Here is a 20,110-nt window from a genome sequence, read left to right on the forward strand (position 1 = left end):
TTTGCAGTTGAGCTGCTAAGGTGGTGGAGTGACGATTGAGTCTGAATATTTTAAGACCGTTCATCCTTGGCTTAGGTAAGCTTACTGGTGTTTAGGCACGTATGTATTTTTAGTTTGCTGTTTGAGTATAGCTTTAAAGTCAAAGAGTACATTTATTCATCTTAGAGATAGCCAAGCTTAGGCAAGATGAATGCATTAATACTTATCTCATTCATTAATTTAAAATTTAAAGTGTAAAGGTCATTATGAAATCTTGGATCATGACCATTGCCGCTACCAGTCTTGGCGCATTTAGCTGGTTTTCTTCTGCGAGCAATGATCATCAAGCATTTAAAGATGCAGAAAAAATTGCACGCTCGGGAAACTACAAAGCGTTTAAAGTGGCGATCAACGACTTAGATCATCCGCTCAAACCTTATGCCGAGCTGGCGTTTTATAAACGTTACCCTCGTCTTAAATACCAGCAAGACATCAGCCATTATTTAAGTGTCTACGATAACACGCCGTTAGAGTGGCCAGTACGCAAGAGCTGGCTAGAGTATTTGCAGCGTCGTGGAAAAAAAGCGCTCTTTGTTGAGTATTACCAGCCCACCAGCAATGCCGAATTACACTGCCGCTATTTACAGTATCAGATTGATTTAGGTGCACCGAAAGCACAGCTGCTTGACCAAGTCGATGCACTTTGGACGGTCGGTAAGTCTCAGCCTAAAGCGTGCGATAAGTTATTTAGAATTTGGCGTAAAGACGGGCGTATGACTCAAACCTTGGTCTGGCAGCGTATCACTAAAGCGGCACAGGGCGGGCAAGTTGCGTTGTTGCCTTACTTAAAAACGTTGCTCCCTAAAAAAGAAGCTTACTTAGCTGATTTATATAAAGCAGTCAGGCGTGACCCAAGTGCCTCTGCGGGTCTATACCGTTATAAGAAGCGCTCTAGTAAAGAAGCTGAAATTGCGGTTTATGGTGTGAAGCGCCTCATTTGGCGAGATCAAAAGCTTGCTTTAAGAGCATGGGATAAGCTGCAAGGCATGTTTACATTCAGCCAATCACAAAAAGATGCGGTAGCGTATCGCTTTGCATTGGCTTTGGCATCAAAAGGGCATGATGATGCACGCTTTTGGTTGAACAAAGTACCTGAAGAATTACAAGATACGAAACTTCGCCAATGGATGATGGCCAACATGCTCAAAGAGCAAGATTGGGCGGGGATTGTGGCTTTATTTACGGGGATGAAGAACTTAAGTAATGGCCAACAATACTGGCTTGCTTATAGTTATAATCAGCGTGGTGAGCCAGAAAGAGCACAACAGTTATGGCAGCCTATTGCATTAAAGCGTGATTATTATGGCTTTTTAGCTGCGGCACGTTTGAATATGCCAGTGTCGTTGAACAATCAAACCCTCGATGTACCTCAACCTATTATTGATAAGGTGTCTCAGGCGCCGGGCTTTTTAAGAGCGAAAGCTCTTCTCGAATTAAGTCGTTTTACTTCGGCCAGAAGGGAGTGGAACTATTTGACCAATACTTCGAGTGATGCAGAAAAGTTGGCAGCTTCTTTATTGGCAGCTGACCTAGAATGGTATGACAGTACCATTCGTACACTCGCGCAAATTAAAGCATGGAACTATGTAGATTTAAGATTCCCCATGGCGTTTGAAGACTTATTCACCCGTTATAGTGAACGAAACCATGTAGATGTAGCCTGGAGTATTGCAATTGCTCGCCGAGAAAGCTCATTTGCACCAGACGCAGTGTCTCATGCTAATGCCCATGGTTTAATGCAATTATTACCGAGTACGGCTAGATATGTTAGCAAACGAAAAGTATCTAAACGCCAGCTATATAAACCGGCCACCAATATTCGTTTAGGTACCGATTACTTAGAGTATCTAAAGAAAAAAAATGGCGGTAATGAGATTTTGGCAACGGCTTCTTATAACGCTGGGTATCATCGAATTAAGCGTTGGCTACCTGAGCAAGGCATGCCTGCTGAGCTTTGGATAGAGCTCATTCCATTTAAAGAAACCCGAAACTATGTGAAAAATGTGATGGCATATCGTCAGGTCTATCACACAAAGTTAGGTCGTGAAGGCAATATATTGGCCCCAATCTTGGATATGAAAATAGAAAAGTAAGTGAAGCTGGCAATCCAGCGTGTTGGCTGGATTGCGTTTCAGGCCTTATGCTAAACTGGCAAAATGAAAAACCAAACGAAATGGGTACACCATGGAACAATTAGCACATTTATACGCTGAGCATATTGCAACATTGCAGCAGCGCACCAAAACCATTATTGAGCGAGAAGGCTTAGATGGCTTAGTGATCCACTCTGGACAAGCAAAGCGCCAGTTTTTAGATGACATGTATTATCCGTTTAAGGTGAACCCTCAGTTCAAAGCTTGGTTACCTGTGATCGATAATCCACATTGTTGGATTGTAGTAAACGGCGAAGATAAGCCTAAACTCATTTTTTATCGTCCGGTCGATTTCTGGCATAAAGTGCCTGATGAGCCGAATGATTTCTGGGCTGAGTATTTTGATATCCAGCTATTATTACAGCCGGATCAGGTAGAGAAATATCTGCCATACGATAAAGAAAAGTTTGCTTACATTGGTGAGTATTTAGAAGTGGCACAGGCATTAGGTTTTAACAATGTAAACCCAGAAACTGTGATGAACTATTTGCATTTCCACCGTGCTTACAAAACGCAATATGAACTGACTTGTTTACGTGAAGCAAACCGTTTAGCTGTGTTAGGTCATAAAGCTGCACGTGATACGTTTTATGCTGGCGGTTCAGAGTTTGCTATTCAACAAGCTTACCTAAACGCTACGCAACACATGGAAAATGACACGCCGTACGGCAACATTGTTGCACTGAATGAAAACTGTGCAATTTTGCACTACACGCATTTTGACCGTAAAGCCCCTGCTAAGCATCTATCTTTCTTGATTGATGCTGGCGCAAACTTTAACGGTTACGCCGCTGATATTACCCGTAGTTACGATTTTGAAAGGAAGGGTGAGTTTGCTGAGCTAATTAAAGTTCTGAACGATCACCAAATTGAGTTAGGCAAAGGTTTACAACCGGGCAAACTATATGGTGAGTTACATATTGATTGTCATCAGCGTATTGCACAAACCTTGGCTGACTTTAAGATCGTAAACCTTGCGGCTGATGACATTGTGGCTAAAGGCATTACTTCAACATTCTTCCCACATGGTTTAGGTCATCATTTAGGTCTGCAAGTGCATGACATGGGTGGTTTCATGGCAGATGAAGCGGGTACACACCAAGCGCCACCTGAAGGTCATCCATTCTTACGTTGCACACGCAAGATTGAAGCAAACCAAGTGTTCACTATCGAGCCAGGTTTATACTTCATTGATTCATTACTCGGTGATTTAGCGAAGACGGATAACAACCAATATATTAATTGGGAAAAGGTTGACGCATTCAAGCCATATGGTGGTATTCGCATCGAAGACAACATCATTGTGCATGAAGATCGCCTAGAAAATATGACACGTGATTTAGACCTAGACTAATTGTTTTTCTGGGGTTGGCAGGATTAAGTCGACGCATTGAAACGAAATTCGTTACACTAACGGGAAGCAGTTGCTTCCCGTTTTTTATTAAAGAATCTAATACCAATCCTCTTAATTAAGTGATCTATTTTGAGGCAAGGAAAGCTTGTCGATAACGCCGCTCACGCGTCCTGCTATCGCTGAGGTACCTACTTCCATGTAGGCAAGGCGAAAATTTTGCTATTTAGTTATTCTAAATGAGAAATTTTTAACGCGGTTAGCGGCAGCTTTAATCCCTCAAAATGATTAAGTATTATTGAGTATTGGTATAAATACTGGACCCCCAACTTTATGTCAGAATTCTATATTCCGAGCGAATCCATCAGTCATCACGAAGAAATTAAGAAGAGCACTTTTTTAGTGCATATTGCGCATACGCCAACCATTGAGTCCGCGAAAGCCTTTATCCAGAAGATAAACGATGACTACCCAGATGCCAGGCATAACTGTTGGGCACATGTTGCAGGGGCGCCTGGGGGCAGTCATGTTTATGGTTTTTCGGATGATGGCGAACCCAATGGCACTGCAGGTAAACCTATGTTGAATGTGCTTATCGGCTCTGGGCTTGGTGAAATAACCGCAGTGACAACCCGTTATTTTGGCGGCATTAAGCTGGGCACGGGCGGTTTAGTGCGTGCTTATGGCGGTACGCTAAATAATGCCATTGAGGTATTAAAAACCACGTTGAAAGTGCCTGCAACTGAGCTGGTAGGGCGCTCTGATTATGCGCTGCAGGGAGTTATCGAGCAGTATTTAAATACCCATTTCACTATTTTGCAGCTGGATAAAAGCTATGACTCAGCGGTGAATTGGCAAATCAGTATTGATAGTCGACAAGTTGAACAAGCACAGCAAGAAATTTTTGATTTAACCCATGGAGTGGTTGAGTTAGTCTGTAAAGAGTAAGACAATCAAGTAATAACACTCTGTCATTCTTATTTTTGAAGCGTAACGCAGCATGCAATTTCGTACCATAATAAAAATTCTTGGCCAGCTGGTGGCCTTATTTAGTATCACAATGGTGCCGCCTGCACTGGTTTCGCTGATTTATAAAGATGGTGGGGGTGTACCATTCGTACTGGCATTTGTGTTCAGTATCATCATGGGTATGTTGGCGTATTATCCTAACCGCCATCAAAAAGGAGATTTGAAAGCCAGAGAAGGCTTCTTGATAGTAGTGTTATTTTGGCTGGTACTGGGGTCGTTCGCATCCTTACCGCTTATCTTCTTACAAACACCCAACCTCTCTTTGGCAGATTCTGTATTTGAAGCGTTTTCAGGTTTAACCACAACCGGTGCAACTGTTTTAACGGGCATTGAAACCTTGCCTAAGTCGGTATTGTTCTACCGTCAGCAACTGCAGTGGTTAGGGGGCATGGGTATCATCGTATTAGCGGTTGCGGTCTTGCCCATGCTAGGTGTCGGTGGCATGCAGTTATATCGTGCAGAAACGCCGGGGCCTGTGAAAGACTCGAAAATGACACCTCGGATCGCCGATACGGCTAAGCACCTTTGGTATATTTATGTGGCGTTAACGTTAGCCTGTACTTTGGCATATTGGTTGGCGGGCATGAACTTTTTCGATGCGTTATGTCATGCTTTCTCAACGATTGCGATTGGTGGCTTCTCGACGTATGACGCATCCATGGGTTACTTTGACAGCCCTTTAATTAACCTCATTTGTGTGGTGTTTTTGATCATTGCTGCCGTGAACTTCTCACTGCATTACGCGGCGGTCTCGAGTCGTAATGTACGAGTGTACTTACGCGATCCAGAATTCAAAGTGTTCTTATTTATACAGCTTGCTTTGGTCGTCATTTGCTTTGCTGTTTTATCGTCAAATCAAGTGTATGCCGATGGAGATGAAACCTTAGATCAGGCTTTGTTCCAAGCAGTTTCTATCAGTACGACCGCAGGCTTTGCGACAGATAATTTCTCGGCTTGGCCTCTGTTTTTACCTATCTTACTTATCTTCTCAAGCTTTATTGGTGGCTGTGCGGGCTCGACTGGTGGTGGCATGAAGGTGGTACGCGTGTTCTTACTGTATCTTCAAGGTGTGCGAGAGCTAAATCGTTTGGTTCACCCACGTGCTATTTACTCTATTAAATTAGGTCGCAAAGCGCTGCCAGACAAAGTCGTTGAAGCAGTATGGGGCTTTTTCTCAGCTTATGCCCTAGTGTTCGTGATCATCATGATTGCATTACTAGGTACTGGCATGGACAACATTACTGCATTCTCAGCGACAGCGGCATGTTTAAATAACTTAGGTCCGGGATTAGGCGATGTGGCTGCACATTATGGCGACATTACCGATTCAGCAAAATGGATCTTAACGTTAGCTATGGTATTTGGTCGTTTAGAAATATTCACACTACTGGTGTTATTTACACCGACATTTTGGCGTGGCTAGGCTAGTCTTAAGGCTTAACGAAAAATTTAGGTCAGCAGATTAAAGTCTTTGGTAGACGGCCGATATAAACAGGAATAACAAAAATAAAAGGGACACTTGTACTGACTGCAAGTTGTAAAAGGTCAAAGATGTTAAAGTCGCAAACCAGTGTAGATGTATCTATTATTTCTCAGCTGCCAACAGGGAGCACGGTAGATATTGAAGTGATCATGCCGGCAGGCTCAAAACGCTTAAAAACGGAATTTGTCGGTTATATGTCGGGGCAATATATCATTTTGAATTGCCCGTCTACACAGCGTTTAGGTGCAGCACTTGATTATGTCAAAGAGGGCACATACGTGGTGGTTCGCGCTGTACTCGAGCAAGGTGATGGGCAAATCATTGCATTTAAAAGTATGATTAAAGCCGTTACAACACACCCGACTAAACTTATCTTTTTATTTCTGCCCCGTGCTGTGCAAAGCTATCAGCTCCGTGAACAAGTGCGTATTCCGACTTTAATCCCAGCAGTATTTAATACCAGTGACCACTCTGAGGTTGGCGTGATAAAGGATATTTCTTTGTCGGGTCTTCAGTTTGATTTGCACAGTGATGATGTCTGTCCTAATGCTGATTTAAAAGAACAAGACTGTGAAATTTTACTTGAAGGAAAACAAAACCAGCAATTTAAACTCAATGGTGAGATTTGCCGAGTGAAACAAAAAGAAGGTCTGGTAATGTTGGGTATAAAATTGAAGAACGATCAGACTTTTATGGAAGCCATAATGAAAGAGTATTTGATCGACCTGTCAGTGTTACAAGCCGATCAAAAAGACTAACGCGATGGGTTGAACCTAAACGAATAGCGCGCTTACTTGGAATAGCTTTTCGACTACACCAATTTGCTTTTTATCGATTAAGAACATGATGACATGGTCGCCAGACATAATCACAGTGTCATCATGAGCAATCAGCACTTCATCATTACGCACAATGGCACCAATGGTAGTACCGACAGGCAGCTTAATATCGCTGATAGCACGGCCAACTACTTTTGAGGTATTTTCATCACCGTGCGCAACCGCTTCTATGGCTTCTGCAGCCCCTTTACGTAATGAATATACGTTGACGATATCACCACGACGAACATGGGTGAGTAGTGCAGATATAGTTGCTTGTTGAGGTGAGATAGCAATATCAATCTCACCACCTTGGACCAAGTCAACATAAGCACCACGCTGGATCAGTACCATGGTTTTCTGTGCGCCCATACGCTTTGCCAACATGGCAGCCATGATATTGGCTTCATCATCATTGGTGACTGCGATGAACACGTCGACTTGTTCAATATGCTCTTCAGAAAGCAGCTCTTGATCTGAGGCGTCTCCACAGAACACGACGGTATTGTCGAGCATTTCTGAAAGCTCAGTGGCACGCGCTTGATTACGTTCGATCAGTTTCACGCTGTGGTTCTTCTCAAGCGAACGCGCAAGGCCCGCACCGATATTACCACCACCGGCAATCATGATCTTTTTATAAGATTGCTCGAGTTTTTGTAGCTCATTCATTACCGCGCGAATGTGTTTGGTTGCGGCAAGGAAGAAGATTTCATCATCAGCTTCAATAACCGTGGTACCCAGAGGCTTAATGGCTTTACCTTGGCGGTAAATCGCCGCCACGCGAGTATCTACGTTTGGAATATGCTCTTTCAGTGCTGACAGCGCATAGCCCACTAGCAGACCACCGTAATACGCTTTTACAGCAACCAGTGACAGCATGCCATCACCAAACTGCAGTACTTGTAATGCGCCGGGGTAATCAATCAAGCGACGAATGTATTTGGTCACCAACTGCTCTGGCGCAATGTAGTGGTCTACGGGTAAGTCGTCGTTATGGAATAGCTTCTCACGATACTTCAAATATTGCTCAGAGCGGATCCGAGCAATTTTTGTTGGTGTATTGAAGATACTGTAGGCGACCTGACAAGCAACCATATTAACTTCATCCGAACTGGTCACCGCGATGATCATATCGGCATCTTCAGCACCCGCTTGGCGAAGTACATCTGGGTGTGCGCTGTGACCAGCAACCCCTTGCAAGTCATATTTATCTTGAAGCTCTCGTAAACGATCGCCGTCGATATCAACTACGGTGATTTCGTTTTGTTCACCTACAAGGTTTTCTGCTAGGGTGCCGCCAACTTGTCCGGCGCCTAAAATGATGATCTTCATAGTGTGATTAATTACTTTTTAATTATTTTTGCGTAATAAAAGCCATCGGTTAAACCAGGTAACAACTGTAAGCCGGGTGCTTCAGGTGTGTCACTCTCATGAAGAGGCTGGTGAATGGCGTCGCTGTTGTCAGCTAAAAACTGTGCGACTTGCTGTTTGTTTTCTTTTGGTAGTACTGAGCAAGTTGCATACAGTAACGTACCACCAGACTTTAACAGTGGCCAAATGTTTTTCAGGATCTGGCCTTGCAGTTCGGCAAGATCGTCAATGTCAGTTTTTCTACGAAGCCATTTAATATCAGGATGACGACGAATTACACCCGTGGCCGAACAGGGCACATCGAGTAAGATGCGATCGTATTGCTGACCGTCCCACCAGTTATCTGGCTGACTGGCATCGGCATGAATACAGTTTGCTTCAAGGCCAATACGATCAAGATTTTGCTCAACGCGAAGTAAGCGGTCACTGTCGGCATCTAGTGCATCAACGTGTGCCTTGGCAAGCTCTAAAATATGACAGGTTTTACCGCCAGGTGCTGCACAGGCATCTAAAATGCGTTCGTCATCTTGTGGCTCAAGTAAACGAGCAGCGAGCTGGGCTGCAGCATCTTGCACCGAACTGGCACCTTGTTTAAACCCTGGTAGCTTGGCCACATCACAGGCTTTATCTAAGATGATGGCGTCTTGATATTCTGGGTAGTGCTCGGCGCGAATACCCGCTTCATCAAGTGCTTCTAAGTATTCTTCTGTGCTGCCCATGTGCTGGTTAACACGCAGCCACATAGGGGCTTGTAATTGGTTTTGCTCAAGAATATCTTGCCACTGCTCAGGGTAAGCTTCTTTAACGGCTTTAATAAACCAGCCTGGGTGGTTGAATGTTAAAACATCATTACCTTGGCTGCTTTCTTCTAAAGTATCTTGCTGGCGTTGGAAGTTACGCAGTACTGCATTGACCAAACCTTTAAGGCCACCGGCGCGCATTTGCATCAATGCATTTACTGTTTCGGCAACGGCAGCATGCTCAGGCACACGCATATGTTGTAACTGATAGATACCTACATAAAGTAAAAATTGGAAAACACGGTTTTTACCTTTAAGCGGCTTTTCTAGCAGTTGCTGGCAGTAATTTTCTAAACTTGGTAAGTAGCGTAAAACGCCATAACAAATTTGTTGTAATAGTGCTTTGTCTTTTGGCGATAAGTTTTTTGCAGCAAGCGGAAGCTGTGTATTCAGCGATTGGCCTTTATCGACAACCTGAAATAGGGTTTGCGCCGCAAGGGCGCGCACATTGGTCATTATTGACCCACCTTATTACCAGCGGCGACCCACTCAGCACGACCGTTTAAGAAGTCCTGTGCAGACATAGGTTTTTTACCTTGCGGCTGTAGTTGCGTGATACGTAGTGCATTTTCACCGCACGCGATCACGATACCTTGTTTGTCGGCATGTAATACTGTTCCCGCCTCGCCACTTTGTTCAACAACATCAGCTTGCCAAATCTTCACGGTGTTTTCTTGCATTTGGGTAAAACATACTGGCCAAGGATTAAAAGCACGAATGTTACGCTCTAGTTGTGCAGCATCCATTTGCCAGTCAATATCAGCTTCTTCTTTGCTGAGCTTCTTGGCATAGTTCGCAAGGTTATCATCTTGAGGCTCTGCAACCGCAGTGCCTGCTGCCATGCTGTTTAGCGTTTCAATGAGCGCTGGTGGCCCAAGCTCGGCAAGCTTGGTATAAAGGCTGGCGCTTGTGTCTTCAGCGGTAATCGGGCAAGTCGCAATATGCAGCATATCGCCTGTATCTAAGCCTTCATCCATTTGCATAATGGTCACGCCTGTTTCGGCATCACCCGCCCAAAGTGCACGCTGAATTGGTGCGGCACCACGCCAGCGCGGCAAAATAGAGCCATGCACGTTAACGCAGCCAAGGCGAGGTGTGTCTAACACCACTTTAGGTAACAATAGGCCATAAGCAACAACAACCATTACATCGGCGTTTAGGCTGGCTAATTCTTGCTGTGCTTCTTCACTTTTAAATGATTCAGGCTGGTAAACGGGTAAATCATGCTCAAGCGCTAAGGTTTTAACCTCACTGGCTTTGAGTTTTTTACCGCGACCCGCAGGGCGGTCTGGTTGGCTATACACACCAACAACTTGGTGTTCTGAATCGATAAGTGCTTGAAGGTGGCGCGCAGCAAAATCAGGCGTACCAGCGAAAACAATACGTAATGGTTGAGTCACAGAATATTCCAATGTTGTCAGGTTAAATTAAGAACGAGCCGCTAAGCGTGCTTCTTTTTCAAGTTTCTTGCGAATACGCTGGCGCTTAAGTGGCGATAGGTAATCAATAAATAATTTACCCATTAGGTGATCAAGTTCGTGCTGAGTACAAATCGCCAGTAGGCCATCGGCTTCATAGGTGTACTCTTCACCGTTCTCATTTAACGCTTTTACTGTGACTTGCTCTGCGCGGTCAACTTTTGCGTATGACTGAGGCACTGATAAACAGCCTTCTTCGCTGATAGTAGAGCCGTCTTTCGCGATGATCTCAGGGTTGATTAATACCAGTGGCTCATTGCCTTCTTCTGATACATCGATCACCACAATACGCTTGTGAATATCAACTTGAGTAGCTGCTAAACCAATGCCATTTTCGTCGTACATGGTTTCAAGCATATCTTTAACGATTTGACGGATCTCGTCGTTTACTTCAGCCACAGGCTCTGCAACTGTGCGTAAACGCTCATCTGGGAATCTTAATACTTCTAACTTAGCCATGGTTACCTTTTACTATTGAGCTATATATGCATTCGTGTATGCTTTCATTTTAGCCATTCACGTTTCCCTTTTACAGGTTTTGGTTGATAATATCGAAAAATAACTCAAGGAAGCTTTGATGAAATATTCCATTGCTGCGTTAATGCTCTCTGTTGGCGCTCAATTTTCGGCCATGGCTGATGTTTTAAAGTTGAAAGCCGATGCGCCACAACAATATGTGGTGAAAAAAGGCGACACCTTGTGGGACATTTCGACCATGTATCTGAACACGCCTTGGCGTTGGCCTGAATTGTGGCAATGGAACCCGCAAATTGACGATCCTGATTTAATTTATCCAGGCGATGTTTTGGCGTTGCAATACGATGCCCAAGGTAACCCGCGTCTAGTGTTAAAGAAAGGGGTGAAGAAGCTTTCTCCTCGTACACGAGTTGTGGTGCAAAAAAACACCGCTATTCCGACACTACCTTTAGCCATGATAGAGCCGTTTTTGCGCTTCGACCAAGCTATTGGTGCCGATGATCTAGATGGCAAGCCAATTGTATTGGGGTCAAACCGCAACGTACTGCGTAACACCCAAGGTCAGTTGTTGTATGTAAAGGGTAATCTGAATCCATCTGCAAACTATGGCATTTATCGCCGTGGTGAGGCTTACATAGATCCTGAGAATGGTGACACCTTAGCGTATGAATCGCGTTTAGTGGGGACGGCTCGAGTATTATTTGGTGGTGATATTGAAGCGGGCCATCCGGCAAAAGTAGAAATTGAAACCGTTCGCCAAGAAATTAAAACCAATGATGTATTGATGCCGATTAATGTCGGACAAAGCTTTTCTGCACAGTTTAGTATGACGCGTCCTACTGAAGCCATCGATGGCTCGATTATTTCAAGCGACAACCAAATGCGTGAGTTTGGTTCTACTGCCATTGTGGTATTGAATCGTGGCCGTGACGACAACCTTAAAGAAGGTCATATCCTTGATATTAACAAGCAGTCACCTACAGTTATTGAAGGCGAACATGGCCCACGTTACGTTGAAGACGCCAACAAGCTAGAAAAGTTTATTACTGGCTTTAGAGAAATGTTTGGTACTGAAAACGATGAAGACAGTGTGGTGTGGACTATGCCAAAAGAAAAAGTCGGTGAGCTGATGGTATTTAAAGTTTACGATAATATTAGCTATGCGATGGTGACTCGCTCTCAACAACCAATCAGAGTGGGAGATACCATTAGCGCCAATTAAGTGAAAGCTTATAAATGAAAAGATGCTCTAAGGAGGGAGTATGGCAACACTTTCACAGTTACAAGGATTGATACTGTATTTAACCAAAGGGCTGGGCAGTGCAACGCTCTCAGCCATAGAAAGCAAAATAGATCTTGTTGAGTTATTCGACTCACCCCATGATGAACTCATAGCGCTCGGCATTAAACCCGCCATCGCAGAGCAAATAGCCAATCCCGATTTAAAGCGTATAGAACAACTCCAGCATTTTTGTGAACAACAAAATATTCAAATTATTCATACCGAGCATGAAGCTTATCCAAAATTACTTAAGCAAACCTGTCATGCGCCTTTAATACTTTTCTGCAAAGGTAATATTACATTACTTAATGAGCCGCAAATTGCCATAGTGGGGAGTCGTAACGCAACACCACCTGGGTTGGAGTGTGCCTCCGAGTTTGCCTATCAGTTAACACGTTCAAGTATAACGGTCACCTCAGGTATGGCCATGGGCATTGATGGGGCTGCGCATAAAGGGGCGCTCGCTGGAAATGGTAATACCATTGCAGTATTAGGCACAGGTGTCGATGTGGTCTATCCAAAGCGACATAACTATTTATATCAGCAATTGGCTGAGCAAGGGCTCGTTATCAGTGAGTTTCTGCCGGGTACTGTGGCAAATCAACATCATTTTCCAAGGCGAAACAGGATTATTTCGGGGTTGTCGCTAGGCACCTTAATTGTTGAAGCAGAGATAAAAAGCGGCTCTTTAGTCACAGCAAAATATGCGCTTGAGCAAAATAGAGAGGTGTTTGCGATACCGGGTTCTATCAGAAATCCCCTCGCGGCTGGGTGTCATCACTTGATAAAACAAGGGGCAAAGTTAGTAGAAAGCGTGGCCGATATTTTAGAAGATGTGAGCTTTTTGCCAAATAACGGTCTATATAATATAGAAAGGGCAGAAAATGCCCCAATAGAAGATAGTAAGGAGAATTGCCCAGTATTGAAGAGTCTTGGTTTTGAAGCGGCCAGTGTCGACGTCATAACCCATAGGACTCAATGGCCAGTAGAGAAAGTATTAGCACGACTGCTGGATCTCGAACTCGAAGATAAAGTCGCCCGCACTGCGGAAGGCTACATAAAATTAGCGAGGGGTTAATCATGTTTGATATTTTAATGTACTTATTTGAAAACTATATCCATTCTGAATCGGATATTTTTGTTGAACAAAACGAATTAACTGACGAGCTATTACGTGCTGGTTTTAATCAAGATGAGATTTACAAAGCCTTGGATTGGCTGGAGCAATTAGCAGATTTACAACATAGCGATGAAATACCTTACCTAAATGCGACGGCCGATAAAGCCATTCGTATTTATACCGAAGAAGAGTGCCAACTTCTGGATGTTGAAAGCCGTGGCTTTTTAATGTTTGTTGAGCAAGTTGGTGTGATTGATAGCACAACACGTGAAATGGTCATCGACCGATTAATGGCCCTTGAAAAGGCTGAGATCAGTCTAGATGACTTAAAGTGGGTGATCTTAATGGTGCTCTTTAATGTGCCAGGTAAAGAGCAAGCCTATGCGCAAATGGAAGATCTGATCTTCGATGAGCCCACGGAGTATTTGCACTAGACGTACTTTTATTGATGCACAATACTTGACCCTAACTTTAGCACGGTTATATTAGGCGCAATTCAAACTGAGCTAAGAGGGTGACATGTATGAGTAAGATTGATCATTCTTTATTTAATGCTGATAAACATGCATTAGAAAAGGAATATGAAATTTGTCCTAAATGTGGCTCAGAGCTGGTGATGAAGCACAGCAAAAATGGGCCCTTCTTAGGTTGTGCCAGTTATCCTAAGTGTGATTATATTCGTTCTCTCGCCCAGCATGATAATCACGACATTAAAGTACTCGACGATTCTCCTTGCCCTGAGTGCGGTGAACCATTAGTTATTCGTAACGGTCGCTACGGTATGTTTATTGGATGCACCGGATACCCTGCCTGCCATTTTATTGTGCATGAAGACGAACCCGAAGAAGAAGGGTTACCAAACTGCCCTAAATGTAAAAAGGGCAAGCTCGTTGTTCGTAACAATAAATTCGGTAAACAATTCTACTCATGTGATGCCTACCCAAGTTGTAAGTACAGTTTGAATCAACATCCCGTCGATGAGACTTGCCCGCAATGTGGTTGGGGAGTGATGGTTGAGAAATCTCGTGGCGATAAAGCTGTGTTACAATGCCCGCAGAAATCCTGCCAACATAAAGTAGAGAAATCATAGTGAGCCATGAACAACAAACCAGCAAAGATACGCCTGAAGCTGTATTGCGTGCTGGTGGCGTAATTTGTTATCCAACAGAAGCTGTATATGGTCTTGGCTGTGATCCTGATGATCACAGTGCCGTGCAGCGCATTTTGGCATTAAAGCAAAGAGAAGAAGAGAAAGGGCTGATTTTAATTGCCGATAACTTTGCTCAGCTTTTACCTTATGTCGATGAAAGCAAAATTCCTATGGATAAACGCGCTGAGATTTTTTCTTCGTGGCCAGCTGCCATTACTTGGGCTTTGCCTGCTAAGTCTTCAACCCCTAAGTGGTTAACCGGTGCTCATTCAACAATCGCGGTACGCGTTAGTGCACACCCGGTGGTGAAGCAGCTTTGTCAGCAATTTGGTAAGCCGCTGGTGTCGACCAGTGCAAACATTGCAGGGCAACAACCAGAAGCAACACTAGACAAAGTAAAAGCGGTATTTAACGATCAAATCGACTTTTATGTTGAAGGGGCACTTGGTGGTGAGACCAAACCAAGTCAAATTAAAGATGCCTTTACCACACAGCTAATTAGAGAGTAAGCATGTCAAAAGTAAATTTAGAAACAGTCAAAGCCTTCTTATTACAATTACAAGAAACAATTTGTGCAGGCCTAGAACAAGCTGATGGTAAGGCGAAATTTGTTGAAGATGCGTGGGAAAGAGCGGAAGGCGGCGGTGGTCGTACACGTGTAATTCGTGATGGTGACGTAATCGAGCAGGGGGGTGTTAACTTCTCTCACGTATTTGGTGCGTCAATGCCCGCTTCGGCAACAGCTCATCGCCCAGAGTTAGCAGGTCGCAGTTTCCATGCATGTGGTGTGTCTTTGGTTATTCACCCTAAAAACCCTCATATTCCTACGAGTCATGCCAACGTGCGCTTTTTCATTGCTGAAAAAGAAGGAGAAGCACCCATTTGGTGGTTTGGTGGTGGTTTTGATTTAACACCTTTTTATCCTGTGTTAGAAGACGTAAAGCATTGGCACCAAGTCGCAAAAGACTTGTGTGATCCATTTGGTGACACTGTTTATAACGATTATAAAAAGTGGTGTGACGAATATTTTTATTTAAAACACCGTGGTGAAACCCGCGGCGTAGGTGGTCTGTTCTTTGATGATCTCAATGAGTGGGGGTTTGAGAAGAGCTTCGACTTTATGCAAGCGGTGGGCAATGGGTTCTTAGATGCCTACTTACCAATCATTGAAAAACGTAAAGACACGCCAACTAATGATGCACAGCGTCAATTCCAGCTTTATCGTCGTGGTCGCTATGTTGAATTTAACCTAGTGTGGGACCGAGGTACCTTGTTTGGCTTACAAACAGGGGGTCGTACAGAGTCAATTTTAATGTCTATGCCACCATTAGCGCGTTGGGAATATGACTTCACACCAGAAGCCGGTTCATTAGAAGCCAATTTATATGAATCTTACTTAAAGCCAAGAGACTGGTTAAGTCTTTAACTTCAGAGCTTGAATAGCAGACCATAAAAAACGGCGCTCAATTGAGCGCCGTTTTTGTATAAAGAAGGTTTTATTAATCGACTTTAAAGCTGCGCACTTGCTCATCCAAAGAGCGCGCGAGAGTCAGAAGTTCTTCACTGACTTGTTTACTGCGGTGCGCATCTTTTAAAGATTCTTCCGCATTATCACGAATACCAATGACACTGTGATTAATTTCTTCTGCTGCCAAGTTTTGCTGCTCTGTGGCGTCGGCGATTTGTACGTTTAAGTCATTAATTTCATGCATCTGATTTGAAATATCTTTTAGTGCCTGTGCGACTTTTTTCACTTGCAAGGCTCTATCGTCTGCTTCTTCACAAGAAGCACTCATCGCCTGAACAGTTTGCGCTGCTTCGCTTTGCAGTTTTTCAATGGTGCGCTTTATTTCATCTGTAGAGTCATGAGTACGGGTTGCTAGCGTTCTTACTTCATCGGCAACCACTGCAAAGCCTCTACCCGCTTCACCTGCTCGTGCCGCTTCGATTGCTGCGTTAAGTGCAAGCAGGTTCGTTTGCTCGGCAATACTGCTGATCACTTCAAGTACCTTACCCACTTCAAGGGTTTGATTTTGTAGTTGACTTACTTGCTCAGCGGCTTGACGAACATCCTGCGCAAGTTGATTAATACTTGCTTCTGTATGCTCTGCAACGGCCATACTATCTTCTGCTAGGTGATTACTTGAATCCGACTTCTCTGAGGCAAAGTGCGTGGTGTTTTTGACTTCGCTTGATGAACTCTCTAATTCATTAATCGCAGCGGCAACTGAATCTGTGCCTTGCTTTTGCGCCAAAATAGCTTGCTCTGTGGTATCTGCTGAGTTGTAAATACTCTCTGCCGAGCGAATAAGCACATGAGAAGAGTGGGAGACTTGCGCCATATTGTCTTTAAACGCGGTCATCATTTTATTGAAGTTCGTCGCTAAACGGCCAAGCTCATCGTCAATATCATCATCAATACGCAGACTTAAATCTTTGTTCTGTGTAGCAAGGCGCATGGTGCGACCAAGAGTTTTCAGACGTACAATGAATAGTTTTCTAAATAGCATGCCTAAAATGACAAAGGCCGAGATAAAAATGGCCGACAGTAAGCCTGTACTTAACCAAGTATTACTGGTTACCGTGTTATCTATGTCTTCTAATGAATAACTGATGCGAACAACCCCTAATACATCGCCTTCTTTTGCCATGTGGCAGCCCAAACAGTTCGTGCCTTTATAGTCACTGCTGGCGATCATAGGTCTAAGAAATGTCATCACACGCATATCATCGCGTTGTTCTATGACTAATGTTTCTTTACCTCTTAGTGCATCACGCTCAGCACCAGTAGTTGGCGCCTGATTTGAATTACCTGGTCCATAAAGTTTATTGATTTGTTCGCTACGAATGATATGGGCATCTTCAATACTAGGGTGTGCACGTAGCTTCTCGCTGAGTATTTCGCGGTTGGCCATAGTGCCTGTCAGCATCATGGTATTAATTGAGTCAAAGTAGTTATCAGCTAATAATTTGATATTCTCTGCAACGGTCTCTTGAGCAAGTTTTTGTTGCTGATCTGAGCTACTCCAAATACTGGCAATGAGCACAAGTACGCCCGTTATCGCTAAAAGTGCATAAATTTTATGTTGTATCGATTTCACAGTAATCATTCAATCTCACTCATATGTTATTCCATTATGCAGCTTTTAGAGATAAGGAGGCTTGATTCAGCGCAAATGAGCCACAGCTAATTTAACAATTGATTAATAGTTTAGTCCTTATTTATCATGTGTGTAGCTAATTGCTCGAAAGATTTTCTTAGTCCCACTCTTAGTAACGGATTATCCACCTCGATTTCGAGTGCTTTATTCATGCAAAACATCCACTGATCTCTTAAGTCTTTATCTATCGAAAAAGGCATATGGCGTTTTCGCAGCATAGGGTGCCCGTATTTCTCAACAAACAGGTCTGGGCCACCTAACCAACCAGATAGAAATTCGAAAAAGACTAAGCGAATTCTATCTAAAGGTTGTGGGTGCATGTCATATAGTGGTTTTGCGTATTCTTCTTCTGCCATTACATCGTAAAATCGATTCGCTAAGGCTTTAACACCGTCCTCACCACCTAAAATTTCATAAGGTGATTTTTCCACTGTAGGGGTCTCGTGCATATTACTCTCTTGTTCTTTACTTGCATCTTTGTTGAAGATGCGTTTAATTAGCTGCTTCATAAACTATTCACTGGGCTTATTTAATGGGTAAATTCGCGGTATTTGGTAATCCGATAAAACATTCTAAATCGCCACAGATCCATAGGCAATTTGCAGAGCAGTTTTCAACGCAAATAGATTATCAAGCTTTGCTGTCGCCATTAGATGAATTTGAAGCATTCACACAAGACTTTTTTACAAACGAAGCGGGCGAGGGAGCCAATGTCACCTTGCCTTTTAAAGAGCGTGCATTTGAGCTGGTGGATGAACTCACAGAAAGAGCACAGTTAGCGGGAGCTGTGAATACCATTAAGAAGTTAGATGATGGTCGATTACTTGGTGATAACACCGATGGCGCTGGGTTAGTGGCAGACTTAATTCGTAATGAATGCAAACTAGATGGTGCATCTGTTTTGCTTATAGGTGCCGGTGGTGCAGCAAGAGGGTGTATTTATCCTTTATTGCAAGCAGGGGTGAAAGACATCACCATTGCGAATCGCACCAAAGAGAAAGCTGAGATATTGGCCGAGCAGTTTTCTGCTTATGGTCATGTGAAAGGTGTTGGCTTAGACGAGGTGTCCGATTCGACTTATCAAGTGGTGATTAACTCGACATCATCGAGTGTGACCGGTGAACTTCCAAATATATCGGAGGCTGTTTTTACACAATGTCACCTTGCCTACGATATGTTTTATAGCAATGAGCAAACTAGCTTCTTGAAATGGGTCGAGTCTATTAACTCAAATACCAAGTTAGTAGATGGAATTGGTATGCTAATAGGGCAGGCAGCAGAAGCATACTATCTTTGGCAAGGCGATATGCCTGAATTAACACCGGTAATAAATACATTTGCTAAGGGCTAACATGAATCAAGCAATCTTATTTAATGATGATGCGAGTTTTAATGCGACTCAGCAAAGAATAGAGTTCACAGCGATGAATTCTGGTTTAATCATTCGTTGCTTTGTTGCATTTGCAGGCGAAGAGGTGACAGCGCTTGCCCACTTTGCCAAACATCAATTTGATTATGAAATGCAAGCTGAGGAGCTTATCGAAGAAGAAAGCTACTCAGCAGAAGGGGAAGTATTACTTAGCCGAGTCTGACTCTGCTAGGTAATCATCTTTCAACTCAACATAATTGAGCGCTGATATTTTCAAGAAGGCTAACTCTGAATCAGTTAACGGACGAGCTTGTTTCACCGGGCTACCTACATATAAATAGCCTGATTCAAGTTTCTTATTAGGCGGCACTAATGCACCGCCACCGATGATGACATCATCTTCGACAATAGCATTGTCCATCACGATAGCACCCATGCCTACTAATATACGGTTACCAAGCTTACACCCATGTAGCATTACTTTATGACCCACAGTCACATCATCACCGATAATAAGCGGGTAACCATCAGGATTGTTGGCGCTCTTTCGCGTTAAATGAAGTACGCTACCATCTTGTATATTAGTGCGCTCACCGATCTGTATATAGTTAACATCTCCTCGCGCTGCAACTAGAGGCCAGACGCTACTATCTTCACCAATAGTGATATCACCGACTAAAACGGCTGATTCATCAACATAGACGGATTTTTCTAATTTAGGATAGATCCCTTTATAACTTCTTATCATTTGTGTAGAGCCCCGAGTTTTATTGAGATGTTATTTATGCTTTGTAATTAGTTTAGAGTCAAAGCGAGCAATTTACCATTGCTTAAAAATAGCAGTTAACACTCAGAAGTGACCAAAATTACAGCGTTAAAGTACCAAAAATAGGCGTTTCGTTCAAAATACACGCGAACAGTCAGTTTTTTGCATTTTTCTTTAAAAAAGGGCTTGCGTAATTTTCTGCTCTCCCTATAATGCGACCCCACTGACACGGGGCGAGACGCTGAAAAGCAAATCAAAACGAT

General features: G+C 43.4%; 20 protein-coding genes. 13 read left to right on the forward strand and 7 right to left on the reverse strand.

Features of this window, described 5'->3' with window-relative positions:
- Nucleotides 1-245 precede the first annotated feature (245 nt).
- The 5 genes from AC1HJP_RS17365 to AC1HJP_RS17385 all read left to right on the forward strand — a co-directional run bounded on the left by AC1HJP_RS17365 (nt 246) and on the right by AC1HJP_RS17385 (nt 6,813).
- A complete protein-coding gene (locus AC1HJP_RS17365; RefSeq protein ID WP_480362843.1) occupies nt 246-2,132 on the forward strand; it encodes a lytic transglycosylase domain-containing protein in 1,887 nt (628 codons plus the stop codon).
- A 91-nt stretch (nt 2,133-2,223) separates the two neighbouring features.
- A complete protein-coding gene (gene pepQ / locus AC1HJP_RS17370) occupies nt 2,224-3,546 on the forward strand; it encodes a Xaa-Pro dipeptidase (RefSeq protein ID WP_480362844.1) in 1,323 nt (440 codons plus the stop codon).
- Nucleotides 3,547-3,876: 330 nt separating this feature from the next.
- A complete protein-coding gene (locus AC1HJP_RS17375; RefSeq protein ID WP_480362845.1) occupies nt 3,877-4,491 on the forward strand; it encodes a YigZ family protein in 615 nt (204 codons plus the stop codon).
- A 52-nt stretch (nt 4,492-4,543) separates the two neighbouring features.
- Nucleotides 4,544-5,995 carry a TrkH family potassium uptake protein gene (locus tag AC1HJP_RS17380; RefSeq protein ID WP_058028291.1) on the forward strand — a complete coding sequence of 484 codons (1,452 nt, stop codon included), beginning with the start codon at nt 4,544-4,546 and terminating at the stop codon, nt 5,993-5,995.
- Between the two features lie 128 nt (nt 5,996-6,123).
- Entirely contained in the window at nt 6,124-6,813 is a 690-nt protein-coding gene (locus AC1HJP_RS17385; protein WP_480362846.1) for a flagellar brake domain-containing protein, read from the forward strand.
- Between the two features lie 15 nt (nt 6,814-6,828).
- On the opposite strand, the gene trkA is transcribed toward AC1HJP_RS17385, so the two are convergent.
- Genes trkA through def form a run of 4 tightly spaced genes read right to left on the reverse strand, consistent with a single transcriptional unit; the run spans nt 6,829 to nt 10,981 of the window.
- Entirely contained in the window at nt 6,829-8,205 is a 1,377-nt protein-coding gene (gene trkA / locus AC1HJP_RS17390) for a Trk system potassium transporter TrkA (RefSeq protein ID WP_058028293.1), read from the reverse strand.
- A gap of 11 nt (nt 8,206-8,216) precedes the next feature.
- Entirely contained in the window at nt 8,217-9,500 is a 1,284-nt protein-coding gene (gene rsmB, locus AC1HJP_RS17395) for a 16S rRNA (cytosine(967)-C(5))-methyltransferase RsmB (RefSeq protein WP_480362847.1), read from the reverse strand.
- Nucleotides 9,500-10,444: a methionyl-tRNA formyltransferase gene (gene fmt, locus AC1HJP_RS17400; RefSeq protein ID WP_480362848.1), complete on the reverse strand. Its 945-nt coding sequence runs from the start codon at nt 10,442-10,444 to the stop codon at nt 9,500-9,502. The genes rsmB and fmt overlap by 1 nt, the downstream gene beginning before the upstream one ends.
- Before the next feature lie 27 nt (nt 10,445-10,471).
- Entirely contained in the window at nt 10,472-10,981 is a 510-nt protein-coding gene (gene def / locus AC1HJP_RS17405) for a peptide deformylase (RefSeq protein ID WP_138483195.1), read from the reverse strand.
- Between the two features lie 118 nt (nt 10,982-11,099).
- Here def and AC1HJP_RS17410 point away from each other — a divergent pair, with 118 nt between their 5' ends.
- The 6 genes from AC1HJP_RS17410 (at nt 11,100) to hemF (ending at nt 15,977) form a co-directional block, all read left to right on the forward strand.
- Nucleotides 11,100-12,221, forward strand: coding sequence for a LysM peptidoglycan-binding domain-containing protein (locus AC1HJP_RS17410; protein ID WP_480362849.1), 1,122 nt, complete (start codon nt 11,100-11,102; stop codon nt 12,219-12,221).
- A gap of 40 nt (nt 12,222-12,261) precedes the next feature.
- A complete protein-coding gene (gene dprA / locus AC1HJP_RS17415; RefSeq protein WP_480362850.1) occupies nt 12,262-13,359 on the forward strand; it encodes a DNA-processing protein DprA in 1,098 nt (365 codons plus the stop codon).
- Between the two features lie 2 nt (nt 13,360-13,361).
- Nucleotides 13,362-13,835 (forward strand): DUF494 family protein, encoded by a 474-nt coding sequence (locus AC1HJP_RS17420; RefSeq protein ID WP_058028302.1) that lies wholly within the window; start codon nt 13,362-13,364, stop codon nt 13,833-13,835.
- A gap of 89 nt (nt 13,836-13,924) precedes the next feature.
- The gene (locus AC1HJP_RS17425) at nt 13,925-14,491 is read left to right on the forward strand and encodes a DNA topoisomerase family protein (protein ID WP_138561436.1); all 567 of its coding nucleotides are present in this window, start codon (nt 13,925-13,927) and stop codon (nt 14,489-14,491) included.
- Nucleotides 14,491-15,060 (forward strand): L-threonylcarbamoyladenylate synthase type 1 TsaC, encoded by a 570-nt coding sequence (tsaC, locus tag AC1HJP_RS17430; RefSeq protein ID WP_480362851.1) that lies wholly within the window; start codon nt 14,491-14,493, stop codon nt 15,058-15,060. The genes AC1HJP_RS17425 and tsaC overlap by 1 nt, the downstream gene beginning before the upstream one ends.
- Before the next feature lie 2 nt (nt 15,061-15,062).
- Nucleotides 15,063-15,977 carry an oxygen-dependent coproporphyrinogen oxidase gene (gene hemF, locus AC1HJP_RS17435; protein ID WP_480362852.1) on the forward strand — a complete coding sequence of 305 codons (915 nt, stop codon included), beginning with the start codon at nt 15,063-15,065 and terminating at the stop codon, nt 15,975-15,977.
- Nucleotides 15,978-16,050: 73 nt separating this feature from the next.
- On the opposite strand, the gene AC1HJP_RS17440 is transcribed toward hemF, so the two are convergent.
- Both AC1HJP_RS17440 and AC1HJP_RS17445 read right to left on the reverse strand, forming a co-directional pair.
- Nucleotides 16,051-17,661: a methyl-accepting chemotaxis protein gene (locus tag AC1HJP_RS17440; RefSeq protein WP_480362853.1), complete on the reverse strand. Its 1,611-nt coding sequence runs from the start codon at nt 17,659-17,661 to the stop codon at nt 16,051-16,053.
- 101 nt (nt 17,662-17,762) lie between these two features.
- Nucleotides 17,763-18,221: a group II truncated hemoglobin gene (locus AC1HJP_RS17445; RefSeq protein WP_480362854.1), complete on the reverse strand. Its 459-nt coding sequence runs from the start codon at nt 18,219-18,221 to the stop codon at nt 17,763-17,765.
- Nucleotides 18,222-18,244: 23 nt separating this feature from the next.
- Here AC1HJP_RS17445 and aroE point away from each other — a divergent pair, with 23 nt between their 5' ends.
- Both aroE and AC1HJP_RS17455 read left to right on the forward strand, forming a co-directional pair.
- Nucleotides 18,245-19,063, forward strand: a complete 819-nt coding sequence (gene aroE / locus AC1HJP_RS17450) for a shikimate dehydrogenase (RefSeq protein ID WP_480362855.1) — start codon at nt 18,245-18,247, stop codon at nt 19,061-19,063.
- A gap of 1 nt (nt 19,064) precedes the next feature.
- Entirely contained in the window at nt 19,065-19,304 is a 240-nt protein-coding gene (locus AC1HJP_RS17455; RefSeq protein WP_480362856.1) for a DUF1488 family protein, read from the forward strand.
- Here AC1HJP_RS17455 and AC1HJP_RS17460 read toward each other — a convergent pair.
- Nucleotides 19,287-19,829: a gamma carbonic anhydrase family protein gene (locus AC1HJP_RS17460; RefSeq protein ID WP_404392478.1), complete on the reverse strand. Its 543-nt coding sequence runs from the start codon at nt 19,827-19,829 to the stop codon at nt 19,287-19,289. The genes AC1HJP_RS17455 and AC1HJP_RS17460 overlap by 18 nt on opposite strands.
- Between the last annotated feature and the right edge of the window lie 281 nt (nt 19,830-20,110).

It is taken from the genome of Pseudoalteromonas sp. NFXS53, from assembly GCF_056629255.1.